General features: G+C 70.8%; 15 protein-coding genes and 1 pseudogene. 8 read left to right on the plus strand and 8 right to left on the minus strand.

Features of this window, described 5'->3' with window-relative positions; all coding sequences use genetic code 11:
* Together ACFFIA_RS42500 and ACFFIA_RS09350 are read right to left on the minus strand one after the other, a co-directional pair.
* On the minus strand, positions 1-846 hold an 846-nt coding region (locus ACFFIA_RS42500; protein ID WP_446686961.1), incomplete at its 3' end, for an IS3 family transposase.
* 2 nt (positions 847-848) lie between these two features.
* Complete coding sequence (locus ACFFIA_RS09350; RefSeq protein ID WP_377248615.1) at positions 849-1,148, minus strand: transposase; 300 nt, start codon at positions 1,146-1,148, stop codon at positions 849-851.
* Positions 1,149-1,452: 304 nt separating this feature from the next.
* Here ACFFIA_RS09350 and ACFFIA_RS09355 point away from each other — a divergent pair, with 304 nt between their 5' ends.
* The 4 genes from ACFFIA_RS09355 to ACFFIA_RS09370 all read left to right on the plus strand — a co-directional run bounded on the left by ACFFIA_RS09355 (position 1,453) and on the right by ACFFIA_RS09370 (position 4,009).
* The gene (locus tag ACFFIA_RS09355; protein WP_377248617.1) at positions 1,453-1,827 is read left to right on the plus strand and encodes a type II toxin-antitoxin system RelE/ParE family toxin; all 375 of its coding nucleotides are present in this window, start codon (positions 1,453-1,455) and stop codon (positions 1,825-1,827) included.
* A 20-nt stretch (positions 1,828-1,847) separates the two neighbouring features.
* Positions 1,848-2,138, plus strand: coding sequence for a helix-turn-helix domain-containing protein (locus tag ACFFIA_RS09360; protein WP_377248619.1), 291 nt, complete (start codon positions 1,848-1,850; stop codon positions 2,136-2,138).
* 123 nt (positions 2,139-2,261) lie between these two features.
* The gene (locus ACFFIA_RS09365; RefSeq protein WP_377248621.1) at positions 2,262-2,828 is read left to right on the plus strand and encodes a Chromate resistance protein ChrB; all 567 of its coding nucleotides are present in this window, start codon (positions 2,262-2,264) and stop codon (positions 2,826-2,828) included.
* Positions 2,825-4,009, plus strand: a complete 1,185-nt coding sequence (locus ACFFIA_RS09370; RefSeq protein WP_377248624.1) for an MFS transporter — start codon at positions 2,825-2,827, stop codon at positions 4,007-4,009. The genes ACFFIA_RS09365 and ACFFIA_RS09370 overlap by 4 nt, the downstream gene beginning before the upstream one ends.
* 5 nt (positions 4,010-4,014) lie before the next feature.
* Here ACFFIA_RS09370 and ACFFIA_RS09375 read toward each other — a convergent pair.
* Positions 4,015-4,281 (minus strand): annotated as a pseudogene (locus ACFFIA_RS09375) (acyl-CoA dehydrogenase family protein); the annotation flags it as partial.
* Positions 4,282-4,613: 332 nt separating this feature from the next.
* On the minus strand, positions 4,614-5,690 hold the full coding sequence (locus ACFFIA_RS09380) for a toll/interleukin-1 receptor domain-containing protein (protein ID WP_377248627.1): 1,077 nt from the start codon (positions 5,688-5,690) through the stop codon (positions 4,614-4,616).
* A gap of 123 nt (positions 5,691-5,813) precedes the next feature.
* Here ACFFIA_RS09380 and ACFFIA_RS09385 point away from each other — a divergent pair, with 123 nt between their 5' ends.
* Both ACFFIA_RS09385 and ACFFIA_RS09390 read left to right on the plus strand, forming a co-directional pair.
* Complete coding sequence (locus ACFFIA_RS09385) at positions 5,814-7,031, plus strand: alpha/beta hydrolase family protein (RefSeq protein WP_377248629.1); 1,218 nt, start codon at positions 5,814-5,816, stop codon at positions 7,029-7,031.
* Positions 7,032-7,377: 346 nt separating this feature from the next.
* Positions 7,378-8,091: a Clp protease N-terminal domain-containing protein gene (locus ACFFIA_RS09390; RefSeq protein ID WP_377248632.1), complete on the plus strand. Its 714-nt coding sequence runs from the start codon at positions 7,378-7,380 to the stop codon at positions 8,089-8,091.
* A gap of 48 nt (positions 8,092-8,139) precedes the next feature.
* Here the strand turns inward: ACFFIA_RS09390 and ACFFIA_RS09395 are convergent, their stop codons facing one another.
* Positions 8,140-9,723: an LTA synthase family protein gene (locus ACFFIA_RS09395; protein WP_377248634.1), complete on the minus strand. Its 1,584-nt coding sequence runs from the start codon at positions 9,721-9,723 to the stop codon at positions 8,140-8,142.
* Between the two features lie 170 nt (positions 9,724-9,893).
* Between ACFFIA_RS09395 and ACFFIA_RS09400 the strand changes: the two genes are divergently transcribed.
* Positions 9,894-10,058, plus strand: a complete 165-nt coding sequence (locus ACFFIA_RS09400; RefSeq protein ID WP_377248637.1) for a hypothetical protein — start codon at positions 9,894-9,896, stop codon at positions 10,056-10,058.
* A 44-nt stretch (positions 10,059-10,102) separates the two neighbouring features.
* Positions 10,103-12,070 (plus strand): alpha-glucuronidase, encoded by a 1,968-nt coding sequence (locus tag ACFFIA_RS09405; protein ID WP_377248639.1) that lies wholly within the window; start codon positions 10,103-10,105, stop codon positions 12,068-12,070.
* A 16-nt stretch (positions 12,071-12,086) separates the two neighbouring features.
* Here ACFFIA_RS09405 and ACFFIA_RS09410 read toward each other — a convergent pair whose 3' ends face one another.
* The 3 genes from ACFFIA_RS09410 to ACFFIA_RS09420 are packed head-to-tail and all read right to left on the minus strand — an operon-like array spanning position 12,087 to position 16,323.
* Positions 12,087-14,108 carry a beta-galactosidase gene (locus ACFFIA_RS09410; protein WP_377248641.1) on the minus strand — a complete coding sequence of 674 codons (2,022 nt, stop codon included), beginning with the start codon at positions 14,106-14,108 and terminating at the stop codon, positions 12,087-12,089.
* A complete protein-coding gene (locus tag ACFFIA_RS09415) occupies positions 14,105-14,794 on the minus strand; it encodes a hypothetical protein (protein WP_377248643.1) in 690 nt (229 codons plus the stop codon). Before ACFFIA_RS09415 ends, ACFFIA_RS09410 begins: the two co-directional genes overlap by 4 nt.
* Complete coding sequence (locus ACFFIA_RS09420; RefSeq protein ID WP_377248646.1) at positions 14,791-16,323, minus strand: GH39 family glycosyl hydrolase; 1,533 nt, start codon at positions 16,321-16,323, stop codon at positions 14,791-14,793. Before ACFFIA_RS09420 ends, ACFFIA_RS09415 begins: the two co-directional genes overlap by 4 nt.
* Positions 16,324-16,380: the final 57 nt, after the last annotated feature.

The following is a 16,380-nucleotide window of genomic DNA, read 5'->3' on the forward strand; positions in this document are numbered from 1 at the left end:
TCGCGATGAGAGTGGAGTTCGTCGACTCCCAGAAGGCCGAACACGGTGTCCAGCCGGGTTCTGCGGGCGCTTGAAGACACGCCAGCCGAGATCGCACCATCGACCTACTACGCCGCCACGGCCCGCCCCGCCTCGGCCCGATCGCGGGGTGACGAGGAGCTGACCGCGATGATCGAACAGGCCCACAAGGAGAACTACGGCATCTACGGGGCCCGCAAGATCTGGCACGAACTGCACCGACAGGGGCGTCGACGTGGCCCGGTGCACCGTCGAGCGGCTGATGCGTGAGTCCGGACTGCGCGGGCTGCTACGCGACAAGACGCCGCGCACGACCCGGCCCGCTGCCGAGACCAGCCGCCCCGCTGACCTGGTCAACCGCGACTTCACCGCGACGGGCCCGAACCAGATGTGGGTCGCCGACCTGAAATGCCGACGTCGGCATTTCAGGTCGCCGCACCACAGCACGTCCGGCGCTGGCGCACCAAACTTGCGACCGACCCGGTCTGGGGCGGCCGGCCGTTTGCCCTGCCGGGTGAGGTTGCGGCGCCGCTTGGGCGCACGCCCGGCCAGGCCGAGCGCGGCCATCCGCCGCGCGACGGTGTTCTCACCGACCCGCCACCCGGCTGCCCGCAGGTCGAGGGTGACCCGCGGCGAGCCATAGGTGCCGCCGGAGGCGTCGAAGACATCCCGGATCGCCTCGTCAAGCTCAGCCCTGCGCCGCTGCACTGGGGTGGGCTGGCGGTCGCGCCACTTGTAGTACCAGGACTGCGACACCTGCAGTGCGCGGCAGGTCACCGCGTGTGACACGCCGTGTTCGGTCCTCTGGGAGCTGATGAAGCCGGCCACGGCTACTTCATCGCCTCCTTCACCCACAGGACCACGGAGCGCTTGAGGACATCCCGCTCCATCGCCAGCTCGGCATTCTCCTTACGCAGCCGGGCCAACTCGGCCCGCTCGTCCTCACCCAGCCCACCGGACGCGGCGGCCTCGCCCCGGGCCCGCCGGTCCTGGTTCACCCAGTTACCGAGCGTGCCCTCATTGACCCCAAGGTCGCGGGCGACCTGGGCGATCGGTTTGCCGGTCTCCCGCACGATCCGGACCGCGCCCTCACGGAACTCGCGGTCGAACCGTCGTCTCGTCTCAGCCATGAACCTCTATCCCTTAAGCTCTGGCCTCCACGCTATCGGGGGAAGAACAGGGGTTCGAGTCCCTCGGCTCCACCAAACAAACCGCAGGTCAGGGCATATTTTCCATCGGTCAAGATGGATTGAAACGCTAGCACCGCGGGCCAGGGGTCAGGATGGTGGCCCAGTTGTGTCCTCGCGGGGATGCGTTGCGCCTTTTCTGAGTCGGTCCTTCTCGACCTCCTTGCGTATCGGCAGTGGTCACCGTGAGGCTGAGGCTGGGTCCGTCGGCCTGGATCATATACCGATGATGGTATATCGTCGGTAGGTGCTGGATCGCTATGTGATCGAGTTGGAGCCAGAGGTTCGGGAGTGGCTGGAGACGCTCTCGCTGAGGGACTACGCGAAGGTCGAAGCGATGGCCGACATCCTCGCCGATCGAGCCGGCACCCTTGGCGAGCCGTATTCACGGCATCTGTCGGGCAAGACTCGTGAGCTGCGGTTCAATCTCGAGCGCAGAGCGGTACGGATCAGCTACTGGCTCGCGCCAGCCAGGCGGGTGGTGCTACTGACGGTGTTTCGGAAGACGAGACAGGTCGAGCGGGCAGAAGTCGATCGAGCGGTGGCTGCGCAACAGGGGTGTGAGGCGGGGCACGAGGCGCACGCGCCGGCCGAGGAGATCTACGAGCGAAAGTGGCTGTGACATCGGGAGGGAAACGGGACATGACGACACGACATGTGCGGTGGGAGCGCAGCGGAGCCGACGAGCATGCCGCCGCGTACGAGGAGGCGCGAGCGTCGCTGATGCTTGGTCAGATGGTGCACGACCGGCGCGTCGAGCTCGGTCTCACGCAGACAGAGCTGGCGGAGCGTGCGGGCATGACGCAGCCCCAGCTTTCTCGCTTGGAGTCCGGCGGAGCTACGCCGACTGTGCCGCTGCTGGCCCGCCTGGCTGCGGCGTTGAACGCCGATCTCGATATCGCGTTCCGCCCGCACAACCGCGTCGCGGCTTGATCGGCGTCGCTCTCCTCGCTGTCCTGACCGGGCGGCCGCCTCGCGCCTACCCGCCAAGGCAGAACAAGCCCGCGCGGACCGCCCACTACATCTCGACCTGTAACGCCTGCTACATTTCAGCCTGTGTCAGGTGTGGAGGAAGCTGGGCGTTGGCTGCTGCTGGTGTTGAAGCTGCCGGCGGCACCTTCCCGGCATCGGGTTGCGGTCTGGCGCGAGCTGCGCAGGATCGGAGCGATCTCGCTGGGCCAAGGTGTGTGGGCTGTGCCGGACGTGCCTGTGTTCGGTGACGGCATCGCCCGTGCCATCGACCTGACCGAACAGGCCGGCGGCCAGTCCATATCGCTGACCGCGGCGGGGCGCGGCCCGCAGGACGCCGCTCGTTTCCAGGCACTGTTCACGGCTGCGCGCTCGGCGGACTGGGCGGAGTTCCTGGCCGACTGCGGCAAGTTCGAGCAGGAGATCGCCAAGGAGATCCGCACCGCCAAGTTCACGCTGGCCGAGTTGGAGGAAGAGGAGCAGTCGCTGGAGCGGTTGCGGCGCTGGCACCGCGATCTGACCGCCCGCGACGTGTTCGGCGCGCCCGAGGCAGCCGAGGCCGCTCAGCGGCTCAAGGAGTGCGCCGCCGTCTGCGAAGACTACGCCGAGCGGGTTTTCGCTGTCCTGCATGACGGTTCCGAGAAGGGGCGATGACCTCGCCGACGGCAGTGTCCACGGCGCCGGCCCGGCAGATGTGGCCGCTGTACGCGGCCGGGTTCACCACCGCCTTCGGCGCGCACGGCATCGCCGCCAACCTCGGCGGCTTCTCCGAGGACGCGGTCACCTCACTGCTGGTACTCGGCGGGCTGCTCGCCCTCTACGACGGGGCGGAAGTTCTGCTCAAACCGCTGTTCGGCAGTCTCGCCGACCGCGTCGGCGCGCGTCCGGTGCTGCTCGGCGGTCTCGTCGCGTTCGCCGCAGCCTCCCTTGTGTACGTCGTCGCGGACAGCCCCGCCTGGCTGTGGGCCGCCCGCCTCGGCCAGGGAGCTGCCGCGTCCGCGTTCTCCCCGTCGGCGTCCGCGCTGGTCGCCCGGCTGAATCCGGCCGCGAGACACGGTCGGGCGTTCGGTTCCTACGGCTTCTACAAGTCCATCGGCTACACGCTCGGCCCGCTGCTGGGCGGCCTGCTGGTGTGGGCCGGCGGACTACGGCTGCTCTTCGTGGCACTCGCGGTGCTCGGTGCGGCGGTCGCGGCGTGGGCGGTGCTGGCTGTCCCGGTCGTCGCGCCGCTGCCCAAGGCCCGGCAGACGGTGCTCGACCTCGTGCGGAGGCTGGCCGACCCCGCGTTCCTCGCCCCTACCGGCGCGCTGGCCGCCGCGACGGCGGCACTGTCGGCCGGTGTCGGTTTCCTTCCCGTCACCGGTCGCGAAGCCGGGCTTGGCACGATCGCCACCGGCGCCGCCGTATCTTTGCTCGCGGCCAGCGCCGCCATCGTCCAACCACGAGCCGGCCGCGCCCTCGACGGCGGACGCCTCACCACTCGCACCGGTCTGGCCGCCGGCTTGGTCCTCACCGCCGGCGGACTCGCGGCGGCGATGCTGCCGGGACTGGCCGGCGTGCTCGGCGGCGCCGCGCTGATCGGCGTCGGCACCGGGCTGATCACCCCACTGGGCTTCGCCGCCCTGGCGGCGAGCACGCCCACCGAACGCCTCGGCCAAACCATGGGCTCCGCCGAACTCGGCCGCGAACTCGGCGACGTCAGCGGCCCGCTCCTCGTCGCCGCGGTCGCCTCGCTCACCACACTCACCTACGGCTTCGCGGCACTCGCGGTACTCACGGCCGGTGTGGCACTGGCTTACCTCGGACGAGCCGTCGCCAACACGCCGCGCCGTTGACAGGCCTTGCGCAACTCCACGGCCATGTCGGCCAGCTTCAACTGGGTCGCCTGGAAGCTCGACAGTGGACGGTCGAAGATCTCCCGTTGGCAGGCGTACGCGACCGCGGTGTCGAGGCAGTCGCGCGCGGCGCCGACCGCGCCGAAGACGATGCCGAAGCGGGCCTCGTTGAGGCAGGAGAGTGGGGCGGAGAGGCCGCGGGCCTCGGGCAGCATCCGCCGACCCGGGAAGCTGGACGCGCGCAGCGACAGTTTGCGGCGGATCTCCGTAACGAGACGCTGCCGGAGGACGCCATCCTCATTGCCGACGGCGGGTTCGCGGCACACTGGACCGGCCTGCTCTACGACACCAAACGGCCCGGCCGCGGCTACATCGCCGACCGGAGGCTCGCCTCCATCGGGTACGGCGTACCGGGCGCGCTCGGCGCGGCCCTCGCCGCGCCGACCCAAATCACATGCTGCCCGGCGTCGACAAGCGGGCAGCGAGCAAGCGCGCCGACCACCGGATCGCATAGATTTGGATCGCCCCGATCGAATCGATAGCTCTGGCGGAGCCGTGCCGACCCCTGACGCTCTCATACGCGCCCGAAGCGGATAGCTTCGCGTCAGAGCCCCAGCCGGTTGCGCTCGGCGGTGAACTCCTTCAGCAGCTCGGCGTCGACGCCCATGTTCAGCGCGACGACGATCTCCAGGCGCGGGCGGTCGGGAGTGTCTTCGGCGAAGTGGGCCGGGATCCGTCCCGCCTCGGCGACGAGTTCGTCGGCGAAGGCGCGGACTTTGCTGACGGGCTCGTCGGCCCACTTGGCCATGAGTTCGAAGAGCCGGTTGAACTCGCTGGGACGCGACGTGCCGCGGACGCCGGCGGCCCAGTCGAGCAGTTCCTCGTACGTGGAGGCGAACCGAGCGCAGAGGTGGGAGATGCGGGTCGGGTTGCCGGGCTCGCCGGCCGGGCCGATCGCCCACTCCAGGGACTCGGCGTTGACCAGCTGCATGAGCTTGGCTATCAGCCCCTGTAGGCGGTCGCGCGACATCGAGATGAAGCCGGCGATCTGGTCGGCCTCCAGGTGGAGGCCGGTGAGGGCGGCGAACTTCAGCTCGTGGTCGAGCGCCTTCTGCTCCAGCCGGGTCACGCCCTGCCAGACGCCACCGGCCAGGAGCAGCCATTCCCAGCCACGCGGGCGGGCGTTGACCACGGCCTGGAAGTCGCTCGCGGTGAGCGGGACGCCGAGCAGGGCGCGCTCCATGGTCGCCTCGGGCGCGTCCGTCCGGTAGGCGCCGAGCTTCTCCTTGATGAATTCGGCGATGCGCGCGGAGTCGTGCGTACGGCCGTCGAGATAGCCGATCGTCGGCGGCAGGCCGGGCATCGGAGCGTCGTCGAGGCGCACCGGCAGAAGGTACGCGGCCCTTTCCAGGAGTGCGCGGGCCTGGGCGCTGCGGCGCTCGTGCGACGTCCACATCTTGGCCGCGTAGTGCTTTGACACGAATGCCACCGCATAGCGTGACTTGTTGCGGTAGACGTCATCGAGATAGCCGACCAGGTCTTCGCCCCAGAGCCGGGTCTGCTCGAATTCGTCGTAGAACACGCGGACCCCGTCGCACATAAGCGCCTGCGCCACTCGCTCGACATATTTCCGATCTTCTCCGGCGAAGGAGAGGGCGACATCGAACTCGAACTCGGCCACCGCAGCATGGTAGTGGGAGCCGTCAATTCGTACCAGAAATGGCGCGGAGGATGACCGCGACGGCGGTGGCCTTTTCCGCGGAACCGTCGCCGCGCCTACCTCTGTTGGTCTAGCGTTTGTGAGATGTACTCGCATCAGGTCTTCTCGCGGGGCTTCTTCCGTGACAAGGATCTGGACTACGAGACCCGCGTCATCCTCGGGCGCGCGGTGCACGGCAGCAGCGAGATCGGCGAGGTGCTCGCGACCGTCGACCGCATCGGCGGGCGGGACGACTGGCGGCGCGAGTGGACGCGGACCGCGCGCCGCGCCCGGGCCGTGGCCGACAGCCTCGCTGCGCGCGGCGAGCTGAGCGCGGCGCGACCGGCATACCTGCGCGCCGCCACCTACTGGTCCTGCGTGGTCGACGTGTACATGGAACACGGCGACGAGAGCGGACTGATGGACGTGTTCCGGACGCAGCGGGCGTGTTGGGACTCGTTCATCGACTCCTCGGAGGGCACGCACGTGCGGATCGAGGTGCCGTACGGCGACGGCGCGCTCCCTGGCTACCTGCTCCGCCCGGACGCGGGCGGTGCGCGCCGGCCCACGCTCGTGCTCACCAACGGGAGCGGCGGCGCGCTCAGCGGCCTGTGGAGCAGCGGTGCCGCCGGCGCCCTGGCCCGGGGGTGGAACGCGTTCGTCTACGACGGGCCGGGGCAGCAGTCGATGCTGTACGAGCGGGGCGTGCCGGCCCGGCCGGACTGGGAGGCGGTGCTCACGCCGGTCGTCGACGCGCTGGTCGCCCGCCCGGACATCGACGGCGGACGCCTTGCCGCGTACGGGCTGGGCCAGGGCGGCTACTGGCTGCCGCGCGCGCTCGCGTACGAGCACCGCTTCGTAGCCGCTGTCGTCGACCCGGGCGTCGTCGACGTCTCGACCCGCTGGATGCACGCGCTGGGCCTGAGCCTGCGCGGCTTGCTGGATCAGGGCGAGCGGGAGGCGTTCAACCGGGACATGCAGGTCGCGACGCTCCTGCCCGGCCTGCGGCAGACGCTGACCAGCCGCAGCCGCCCGTATGGCGCCCGTGAGGACTGGTTCGACCTTTTCACGGAGGTACGCAGGTACGTGCTGGACGAGGAGACGATCGGCCGGATCACGACGCCGGTCATGGTGACCAACCCAGAGGGGGAGCAGTTCTGGCCGGGCCAGTCGGAGCGGCTGGCGAAGATGCTCGGCGAGCGGGCCGAGCTGGCCGACTTCACCGCCGCCGAGGGGGCCAACCTCCACTGCCAGCCACTGGCCCGGCGGCTGACCGAGGAGCGGATGTTCAGCTGGCTGGCGCCGCAGGTCGAAGGAGCCTGAGCACGGGGACGCGGCCCCGGGGGCCAGCAGGCTCCCGGGGCCGCGCCTGGCGTGTCAGGTCAGGCCGTGCAGGGCTGACCCTCCACATTGGCCTTCGACTCGGCGAGGACCACGTCAGTCAGCAGCGGCTCGTGCTGACTGCGGGTCCACAGTGGATGGCAAGCTCGTCGACATGGCGACCGCGCTCGGTCGGGCGTCGCTTGGCTGGTTGGAGCACAGGCTCGGCTGACCTCTGGACGCCGTGGCGTCGCCGAGTACGGCGGTCCACCACTTGGCCGGTCCTGTCCACCACATGTGCGTCAACTTAAGGTTGACGAGGCGTCTGCGTCAACCTAGGGTTGACGGTATGACGACACCACACATCAAGCTCGACGACCTCATCGCCGGCATCAAGAAGGTGCACAGTGAGCCCCTTGAGCAGCTGAGTGACGCGGTGATCGCCGCCGAGCACCTCGGAGAGGTGGCCGACCACCTCATCGGGCACTTCGTCGACCAGGCCCGGCGCTCGGGCGCCTCGTGGACCGACATCGGCAAGAGCATGGGGGTCACCAAGCAGGCGGCGCAGAAGCGCTTCGTGGGCAAGGGCGAGCCGTTCACGCTCGACCCGGAGGAGGGCTTCCGCCGGTTCACGCCGCGCGCCCGCCAGACGGTGATGGCCGCGCAGGAGGCAGCCCGCGCCGCCGCCAACCCCCAGATCGAGCCGGCGCACATCCTGCTCGGCCTGCTCACCGAGCCGGAAGGGCTGGCCGCCAAGGCGCTCGTCGCGCTGGACGTGCCGCTGGAGAGGGCACGGGAGGCGGCGACCGCGACGCTGCCGTCCGGCGGTGCGCCGGTGGAGGGCCTGATCCCGTACGACGCGGAGTCCAAGAAGGTCATGGAGCTGACCTTCCGGGAGGCTTTGCGGCTGGGGCACAACTTCATCGGCACCGAGCACATGCTGCTCGCGCTCCTGGAGCACGAAAACGGCAGCGGTCTCCTCGCCAGCCTCGGCGTCGGCAAGAAGGCGGCGGAGATAGAGATCGATAAGTTCCTGTCGGCGTACCGGAAGGCGGAGGAGTAGGGCAGGCCGGCCACCACGTCGTGGCCGGCCCCCAACCACCGCCACACGTCAGCTGAAGGTGCTCAGGAAGCGGTCGCGGAACATGTCCATCCGCCAGACCGGCGCGCCCGGGTCGGGCTTGATGCCTTCGCGCCACTGCCATGCGGCGACGCGGTCGAGCACCGCGCGGTCGCGGCTGACGATCGTGATCGGCACGTCGTGAGTGGCGCCGTCGCCGGTGATGAACGGCGCGGGCTGGTGGTCGCCAAGGAGAATCAGCACCATGTCATCGTCGCCGTAGCGTTCAACATACGAGACGACCGTGCTGAGCGAGTACTCGATCGTCCGGCGGTAGGCGTCGCGGGCCTTGTCCCGGTCGCGCCACACCTCCTCCGGTGACTCGCCGGCTGTCGCCATGGGGCCGAAGACCGAGCCGTCGCCGACGTCGTTCCAGTCGATCAGGTGTGGCAGCGGCGCCCAGGGCGCGTGGCTGGAGGTCAGCGCGATATCCGCCATCACCGGCGCCCGCCCCGGCGTGCTGTGCTCCAGCCGTTCGAACGCCGTGAGCGTGTACTGGTCGGGCATCGTGGCGAGCGGGAACGGCGGCCCCTGGTAGCCGACGTTGTAGGCGTCGTAGACGCGGTCGTACCCGTAGAACCGCCCCTCGGGCCACGCCTGGGTCACGCCCGGCTTCACGCCGATCGTGCGCCAGTCCGCCCGGCGGAACGCGCTGGTGAGCGTGAGGCGGTCGCTGGAGACCAGCGTGCGGTACCGCTGCTGGTTGTTGACCCACAGCCCGGAGTTGAGCGTGGCGTGCGCGAGCCAACTGCCGCCGCCCGCCGTCGGCGAGGTGAGGAAGGCGCTGCGTGAGTCGTAGCCGGCGGCCGCGAGGCGGCGGTTGCCGTCGTCGAGCACCGCGCCGACCTTGGCCGCGTACAACGGGTCCTCGATCGCGTCGCGCCCGTAGCTCTCGATGAACGTGAGCAGCACGTCCTTGCCTCGCAGCGCGGTCAGCAACTGGTCGCCGGGCGTGTCCCGAAACGCGTCGACCGCCGCCAGCGCCTCGAACGCCCGCTGGTCGCGCAGGCTGGCCCGCGTCTGCACGGCGTGCCCCTTCACGAGCATCGCGGTGTCGCTGGCGGCGATCGGCGCGCTGGGTACGACGTGCGCGCCCAGCGCGGCGCAGCTGAACCAGGCCAGCACCAGCGCGGCCGTGGCACGCGTGGCGGTGCGCTCGTGCGCGACCACCTGGCGGGTCAGGCGCAGGACCGCGAAGGTCATGAGCACGACCACGGCGACGACCAGGAGCACGGCCCCGATCACCGCGCCGATCGCGCCGGCCCGCCCGACCGACTGGGTGAGGAACACCACCGCCGGGTCGAAGAGGCTCCCGTCGAAGACCGGATCGAACGGACGGTCCAGCACGGTGAAGAAGCCGATGTCGACGACCTTGAGGATCGTCGCCAGGCCGAGTCCGGCGCCGCCGAGGATCGCGACCAGCCGGCGCGGGCGCGCTGGCAGCGCGAGCAGCACCGCGACGCCGAGGATGGCCTCGACCGGGATCCGCAGGAACGTCCACGGCGTGACCCGGGCGAGTTCGTTTGGCAGCAGGAGCGCGGCGAGCACCAGGAGCCAGGCCAGGGCGGTTACCACGCGGGCGGCGACCCTTCGTACGCGCGCGCGCCACTGCGGCCTGGAGGGCTCCCGTGCCGGGGCCGGCGACGTGGCCGGCGCGGCGCGGGATGTCAAGGTCCGCACGACAACTAGAACGGCTGGCCAGCGGCAACAGTTCAAAGACCAGGGGGTATGGGTATGGAGGCGCGATGAGCGACGAAGAGATCCCGCCGATCGGAGAGCCCGAGGAGCCGGACGACGACGGCGACTTCGCCGACGAGCACTCCTCCGCCACCTTCGCCGACGAGCAGGAGGGCGGGCCGGAAGGCGCCCCCGAGCCGGAGTCACCAGAGGGGTATGCCGGGATGGACTGAGATTCCGGTAAATTTACGGAAACCCTGCCACCGGGGAGGTTTCCGTGAGTACAGAGGGCCCGCCGGGCGTGCATCCGGCCTGGCTGCCGTCGCGGGCGACGCAGCCGCTCGGGTCGCGCCGGACGCTCGTGCACGGCACCGGCACGCTGGTCGACACCGTACGGCGGGAGGTGGCGGCGGCCGGTGCGCCCGAGACCGGCGAGCCCGCCCTCGTCCTCACACTGACCAGCGAAGACGCCGCCGCGTCCTGGCATGTTGGCGAGGTCGGGGCGCTCGGCGACGAGGGGTACGCGATCGGCCGGCGAGACGGCGTCACGGTCGTGCTGGCCGACCGGCCCGCCGGCCTGCTCTACGGCTTCTTCCACGTGGTGCGGCGCGGCGAGGCGGCGTTCACCGGCGAGTGGCCGCTGGCGCGGCACGTGCCGGCGATGCCACGGCGGATGCTCGACCACTGGGACAACGTCGACACGCATCCGGTGACCGGCCAGGTGGAGCGAGGCTACTCCGGCGGCTCGATCTTCTGGCGCGACGGGGCACTGCGCGACCTCGACCGCGTGCGGGCGTACGCACGGCTGCTCGCCGCCACCGGCGTCAACGCGATCGCCGTCAACAACGTCAACGTGCACGCGACCGAGGCGCGCCTGCTCACCGACCGGCTCGGCGAGGTCGCCGCGATAGCCGAGGCGGTCCGGCCGTACGGCATCCGCGTGCACCTCTCGGTCAGCTTCGCCGCACCCGTGACCCTCGGCGGGCTGCCCACCGCCGACCCGCTCGACGAGGGCGTGCGCGCCTGGTGGGCGCGGACCAGCCAGCGCGTGTACGAGGCGATCCCGGACTTCGGCGGCTACGTCGTCAAGGCCGACTCGGAGGGGCAGCCGGGCCCGTTCGGGTACGGGCGCAGCCACGCCGACGGGGCGAACGCGCTCGCCGACGCGTTGGCGCCCTTCGGGGGAGTGGTGCACTGGCGCGCGTTCGTCTACGACCACCGGCAGGACTGGCGCGACCGGAGCACCGACCGGGCACGCGCGGCGTACGACCACTTCGCCCCGCTCGACGGCCAGTTTCGGGACAACGCGATCCTCCAGGTCAAGCACGGCCCGATGGACTTCCAGACGCGGGAGCCGGTCTCTCCGGTCGTGGCCGCGATGCCGCGTACGAAGGTGGCGGTCGAGTTGCAGGTGACCCAGGAGTACACCGGGCAGCAGCGGCACGCGGTCTACCTCGGTCCGATGTGGAGCGAGATCCTCCGGTTCCCGCTGGCCGAGGGGGCGGACGTGGCGGCGCTCGCGCGGGAGCTGGTCGCGGTCTCCAGCGTGGGCGACGACCCTTTCTGGACCGGGCATCCGCTGGCGCAGGCCAACCTCTACGCCTTCGGCCGCCTCGCCTGGGACCCGGCGCTCGACCCACTGTCCATCTTGGATGAATGGATCGACCTCACGCTCGGCCCGGAGGTCGATCGGGCGGCGCTGCACGCGATGCTGGACGAGTCGTGGCGCACGTACGAGTCGTACACCGCGCCGCTGGGCGTGGGGTTCATGGTGCGGCCGGGTCACCACTACGGCCCGGACGTCGACGGGTACGAGTACACGGCCTGGGGCACCTACCACTTCGCCGACCGGGACGGTGTGGGCGTCGACCGGACCCGCGCCACCGGCACCGGCTTCACCGGGCAGTACCCGGCGCCGTGGTCGGAGGTGTACGAGTCGGTCGAGCGCTGCCCCGACGAGCTGCTGCTCTTCTTCCACCACGTGCCGTACGGCCACGTGCTGCACAGCGGCTCGACGGTCATCCAGCACATCTACGACACGCACTTCGCCGGCGCCGAGAGGGCGGTGGAGACGCGGCGGCTGTGGGAGCGGCTGGACGGGCAGGTGGCGCCCGACCTCTTCGCACGGGTCCGGGAGCGCCTCGACGAGCAGGTGCGCTCGGCGGCGGAGTGGCGCGACCAGATCAACACCTACTTCTTCCGCAAGTCGGGAGTGCCGGACGCCAAGGGTCGGCCCATCCACTGACCGCTCGCGGGCTCGCTCACTGACGCAGCACCATCACCCCGCGCGCGTCCAGCGTCATCACCTGTCCGATGTGGACGCGCGCGCCGGTGAGCAGGTCTTCGCCGCCAGCCCGGGCCACCACCTCGACCGGCTCGGGATTGTGGTTGAGCAGGAAGAGCAGGTGTGTGCCGTCCCGCGTGACGCGCACCGCCGTCTCCAGGTCGGGCACGTCCGGGTACGGGCCGCTGAGGTTGTGCCAGTCGAGTACGTGCCGGATGACCCAGGAGACGCCGGTCTGGTCCAGCCCGGCCGCGACGTACCAGCCGTAGCCGGCCCCGAACACGTTGCGCGTGACCGCTGGCGTACCGGCGTAGAAGTCTTCCCGGTAGGTGCCGACGACCTCGGCGCCCTGCGGGATCACCAGCTCGAAGATGAGCCGCGACTCGACGATCGGGCCGTTGTCGAGGTGTACGGGGTTGACCACATCCGGGCCGCGCGCGTCCCACTCGTCGACCCGTACGCCCATCAGCGGGCCGAGCGGCCCCGGCACGTCGGTCAGGAAGGCGTTGTCGTCCTCGTCGACCCGCCCGGAGAGGAACGTGGTCACCACCGAGCCGCCCCGGCTGGCGACCTCCTCCAGGCGCTCGGCGAGGTCGCCCTTGACCATGTGCAGCGCCGGCGCGATCACCACGTCGTAGCGGGACAGGTCGGCGGTCACCGGCACCACGTCGACGTCGGCGCCCGCGTCCCACAGCGCCCGGTGATAGGTCAGGACCACCTGCTGGTACCGGACCAGCCGGCTCGGCCCGTCGGAGATCTCCAGCGCCCACCAGCTGTCCCAGTCGAAGAGCAGCGCGACCCGGGCCGGCGTGCGCGCGCCGAGCGTGACTCCGCCCAGCCGGTCGAACTCGGCGCCAAGCTCGGCGACCTCGTGGAAGACCCGAGTGTCCGAGCGGCTGCCGTGCCCGATGACCGCGCCGTGGTACTTCTCGCAGGCGCCCCGCGACGCGCGCATCTGGAAGAAGAGCACGGCGTCGGCCCCGTGCGCCACCGCCTGCCAGCTCCACAGCCGCATCAGCCCGGGGCGCTTGAGCGGGTTGACGTCGCGGGACGCGGTGTAGCTCGGCGTCTGCTCCATCAGCCAGAACGGCTGCCCGTCCTTGAGCCCGCGCATCAGGTCGTGGGTGAGCGCCATCCGCGCCTGCGACGTGTCGTCCGGCGGGTAGTTGTCCCACGAGGCGAAGTCGAGGTGCGGCGCCCAGCGATGGTAGTCGATCGGCCGGTACATGCCCATGAAGTTGGTGGTCACCGGCGTGTGCGGGTCGTACTCGCGGATCGCCCGCTTCTCGTCGCGGAAGTTGGCGAGCATCGCGTCGGACATGAAGCGCAGGTAGTCGAGCGTGATGCCCTGGAAGGCGGTGTGGTCGGGCCCGCGCCAGTGCTCTGTCAGCGCGGACGGCGGCTCGATCTCGTCCCAGTCGGTGAACGTGTGCGACCAGAACGTCGTGTTCCAGGCCGCGTTCAGCCGCTCCAATGTGGAGTACCGGTCGCGGAGCCAGCCGCGGAAGGCGGCCGCGCAGAGGTCGCAGTAGCAGGCGCCGCCGTACTCGTTGCCGACGTGCCAGGCGATGACGGCGGGGTTCGCGGCGTACCGCTCCGCGATGCGGCGGGCCATCTCGGCGGAGAGCCGGCGGAAGACCGGGGAGCTGGGGCAGGCGTTGTGCCGCTGCCCGTACCGGTGGCGCCGCCCCTCGAAGTCGGTGCGGTTGACCTCCGGATGCGCCTTCGCCAGCCACGGCGGCAGCGCGCCGGTGCCGGTGGCGAGGCAGATCTGGCGCCCCTCGGCGGCGGACCGCTCGACGATGCGGTCGAGCGTGGTGAAGTCGTACACGTCCGGGGCGGGCTGGGTCTGTGCCCAGGTGAAGACGCCGAGCGTCACGGTGTCGATGCGGGCGCTGTCGAAGAGCAGGTGGTCCTGCTTCCAGACCTCTTCCGGCCACTGCTCGGGGTTGTAGTCCCCGCCGTACGGCACCTTTGACGTACGCGGAAGGCCGGTCATGTGGTGAATTCCTCCTGGATCGTCGTGATCATCGGGCGTGAGGTCAGCAGGAGCACGAGCACCAGGAGGGAGCCGAGGAGGGCGACCACGGCCTCCGACGTGGCCGCCGTGAGCAGGGCGGTCAGCACCAGCAGGAGGGCGTTGCCGAGCGTGACTCCGGGCGCCCGGCCGAGGAAGAGCAGCGCGAGGCGGGCGACGTCGACGGTCCGGAAGTCGAAGAGCGAGGTGATCACCAGGGCGTTGCCGAGCCAGAGCGTCACCGCGATCCCGACCGCGACGAGTAGCCCGGCCCACCAGCCGGGCACGTCCGCCGCGCCGAAGTTGGCGAGGTTGAGCCCGATGACCGTGAGCCAGGCGAGGCACGGGGCCCAGACCTTCAGGCTGGCCAGCGCGTTGAGCCGGTAGCCACGCCAGAACGCCGCGGCCGGACGCAGGTCGGTGAGGTCGCCGCTGCGGTGGCGCAGGGCGTACAGCGCGGCGGAGAGCGCCGGGCCCAGCGGCAGCGCGCAGGCGGCGACCAGCGGGAGGTTGCTGCTGTCGGCGGCGAGCAGCACCAGCGGTACGAGCCCGGGCAGCGTGGCGAGCAGGAAGAGCAGCTCGACGACCAGGAGCGTGTAGACAAGTGCCGCGGCCTGGGAGAGCGGCCCGTTGCCGAAGTGGCGCCGCCGCGCGCTGGTGGTGCTCATCCCGCTGCCTCCTGATCCTCGCCGAGGCCCAGTAGCCGGTTGTCGTCCCACCACGGCGGGGTCTCGTCGGCGACCGGGTCGATCTCCACCAGGGTCACCTCGTGGCGGTCGAGGACGAGATCGAGGTCGATCCGCCCGGCCGCGATCGGCAGGCTCTGGTGGCGGCGCACCGGCTCGGCCACCTCGCGCAGCACGTCGAGCTGCCGCCGGTCGGGGGAGCGTGGCCGGCCCATCTCCGACCAGGCCGCCCAGGCGTTGCCGGCCTCCTCGCTCACCGACGAGCGGAGCGCGAACGCTGTCCCTTGTGGAGCGCCCAGCGGGATCGACAGGCGGATGGTGTGCCCGACCGGCGACAGGTCGAGCCCGCTCACGTCCACCGGCGCCCACGCCAGCACCGTGACCCGGCCGCTCTCGTCGCGCGTCACCAGGTGGTCGAGGCCGCGGGAGAGGACCAGCGAGCCCATCCGGGCCATGAACGCGTACAGGTGGTAGGTCGGCTTCTTGATCTGGCAGTGGGTGAGCAGCCCGAAGCCGCCGTGTAACAGCGCGGCCGGCACGCCCACCTCCTCGAACATGTCGCTGAACGTCCAGTACGAGAAGGAGTCGACCAGGTCGCCGCCGGTGGCCAGCACCGGGGCGAGGTACGCGGCGTGGAAGGCGGTGTCGTGCACCGGGTTGTCCGGCCGGTACGAGGAGTTGAACTCGGTGATGTGTACCGGCAGCCCGGCGAGCGGTGTGTCGTGCAACTGCCGGCCCGGCCCGGCGAACTGCTCCAGCAGGCGGCTCGCTGGCGCCAGCCGTTGGTGCGTACCGAAGGGCACGTGCTGGGCCGGCCCTGAGGTGTACGCGTGCTGGCTGACGAAGTCGACGGGCACCGAGCGGGCGGTGACGAAGTCGGCGAAGCGGATCAGCCAGTCGCCGGCCGACGGGGCGAGGGCCGGGCCGCCCACCTGGAGGCCGGCGTCGACCTCCTTGACGGTGTGCGCGGTCAGCTCGTACAGACGGTGGTAGGCATCCTGGTCGGCGCCGGCCCAGAACTCCTTGAGGTTGGGCTCGTTCCACACCTCGATCGGCCAGCCGCGGACCTCGTCGAGCCCGTACCGGTCGACGAGGTGGGCGAGCGTGGCGCGGACCAGGTCGGCCCACTCGGGCCAGGAGCGCGGGGGCGTGACGTTGCCGCCCCACCAGAAGATCGTCTGGTCGCCGGAGGCCAGCTCGGCGGGCATGAAGCCAAGCTCCACGAAGGGCTTGACGCCGAGGTCGAGGTAGGCGTCGATCACCTGGTCGACGTACGTGAACGAGTGGTGGACGCGCCGCTCGCCGCCGTGCTGGTACGGCCGGTAGATCCCGACGCCGTCGCTCAGCAGCCCGTGGCCGCGGATGTGCCGAAAGCCGATCTCGCGCTGGATCAGCGCGAGCGAGTCCTGGTAGTCACGCCGGAGGGCGAGCTCGAACCGGCCGGTGCCGACGCAGACGCGCCAGGCGTCGGTCAGCCGGCCCGAAGGCTGCCGTGGCACCTTGATCCGCATTCCCGTCCTTCGTGCGATGCGGCCGGCCGCGCTCGCCGGTGAGCGCGGCCGGACCTC

Source organism: Phytohabitans kaempferiae (assembly GCF_042433955.1).
In the GTDB taxonomy this organism is placed as follows: Bacteria; Actinomycetota; Actinomycetes; order Mycobacteriales; family Micromonosporaceae; genus Phytohabitans; species Phytohabitans kaempferiae.